The sequence below is a fragment of the Oleiphilus sp. HI0132 genome, from assembly GCF_001635845.1.
This window is the reverse complement of sequence record NZ_LWGJ01001534.1, coordinates 1-2,022: the sequence shown is the minus strand read 5'-3', so window position 1 is coordinate 2,022 and position 2,022 is coordinate 1. Positions and strand designations below refer to the sequence as shown.

Sequence of the window (2,022 nt, the reverse complement as noted above, 5' to 3'; positions counted from 1 at the left end):
AGACTTCAGCCGAAGTTGCTATGGTTGTAGCACAGCTAATTAAAAGAAAAGCGCAAAGCTTTAAAGTGGTTGTGAATAATGCGCTGTTCAGTGTGAGTGTCATGGTTTCGATTTCCTGTCAGATCATAGAATTTTGGTCAATTGACATTCTAACTATAAACCATAGACGGTTTTTTGGACGAGAAAAGCCGAAAAAATACAAAACTGGGTCAAAAAAATGCAAATTATATTGACTCTAATGATTTAAGTGTCAGAATTACGGGTTGCTTTTTCTAGGGTTTTACAAGTGTCGTTTTTCAACGTTAATCGTTTGACGGTAATAGTATCCCCCAGCGTATTTGAGCTTCTTACTTTGCTTGATAGAAAATGTAAGAGGCAGTGGTAAAACAGGAGTCTAGCATGACATAAAAGTGCTGGACTTTATGGCGAAACTCTACGCCAAATTTACCATCAAAGTAACGCTAGATTGCATCCAGTGCACTTCCAAAAGAAGTGAGAGTTAACTCGGATTAAGCTTCCATAAACTATTTAACAGAAGGTAATTATCGTGGAGCTATTATCTGGCGCCGATATGATTGCTCGTTTTTTACAAGACGAGGGTGTCGAGTACATATACGGTTATCCTGGTGGTGCAGCGCTGCATATTTATGATGCGCTTTTCAGACAGGATAAAGTTGAACATATTTTGGTTCGTCATGAGCAGGCAGCTGTTCATATGGCGGATGGTTACGCGCGAGCGTCTGGTAAGGCGGGTGTCGTGCTCGTTACGTCTGGACCTGGTGCGACGAATACAATTACAGGTATTGCTACAGCCTTTATGGATTCTATTCCAATGGTTGTGCTTTGCGGGCAGGTGCCTTCAACCTTAATTGGTGAAGATGCTTTTCAGGAAACCGATATGATGGGCGTATCTCGTCCTGTTGTTAAGCATAATATGGCTGTAAGGCATGCCTCAGAAATACCAGAGGTCTTGAAAAAGGCTTTCTATATTGCGCAGTCGGGTCGTCCGGGGCCGGTTGTTGTGGATATTCCTAAGGATATGACGGCGCCAAATGAACGTTTTGAATACGTTTACCCCAAAAAGGTGAAGTTGCGTTCTTATACGCCGCCGGTAAGAGGGCATTCTGGTCAGATTAAGAAAGCGGTCGATATGTTATTGGCAGCTAAGCGTCCGGTAATCTATGCGGGTGGTGGTGTTATTCTGGGGCAAGCATCCAAGCAGTTGGTAGAGTTGGTTGAGCGCTTGAATTATCCAGTAACCACAACGCTAATGGGTTTGGGTGCATATCCTGGTACTGGTGAGCATTCTCTGGGAATGCTGGGGATGCATGGTACCTACGAAGCCAATGAGGCAATGCATAATTCCGACTTGGTTTTAGCGGTTGGTGCTCGATTTGATGATCGAGTGACGAATGGCACTGACAAGTTTTGCCCGGGGGCAAGAATTGTTCATATCGATATTGATCCGGCAAATATTGCAAAAACAGTTAAGGTTGATGTGCCAATCGTTGGGCCGGTGGGATCAGTGCTTAATGATATGTTGGCGATTCTGGAGGATGCAGAGGAAACGCCAGATCAAGAGGCTTTGGATTCTTGGTGGAAGAGTATAGATGGCTGGCGTGCTCGTCACGGTGGTCGCTACGACCCTTCGACCGAGGAAAGCATTAAACCGCAACAAGCGATCGAGGCGATGTATAGAGCGACGAAAGGTGATGCTTACGTTTGTTCTGACGTGGGGCAGCACCAGATGTTTGCAGCTCAGTACTATAAATTTGATAAGCCAAATCGTTGGATTAACTCTGGTGGTTTAGGGACGATGGGTTTTGGTTTGCCAGCGGCAATGGGGATAAAGCTTCATTATCCTAATGAGGAGGTTGTCTGCGTAACGGGTGAAGGCAGTATTCAGATGAATATTCAGGAACTGTCGACCTGTAAGCAATATGACTTGCCGGTGAAGGTTTTAATACTGAACAATCAGGCTTTAGGGATGGTTAAGCAGTGGCAGGATATGAATTATGAATC

At 44.6% G+C, this 2,022-nt stretch carries 2 protein-coding genes; both read left to right on the top strand.

The window, feature by feature from the left end; translation table 11 throughout:
• On the top strand, positions 1-233 hold a 233-nt coding region (locus tag A3766_RS32270; protein ID WP_231882976.1), incomplete at its 5' end, for a hypothetical protein.
• A 314-nt stretch (positions 234-547) separates the two neighbouring features.
• On the top strand, positions 548-2,022 hold a 1,475-nt coding region (locus tag A3766_RS23595), incomplete at its 3' end, for an acetolactate synthase 3 large subunit (RefSeq protein ID WP_068643076.1).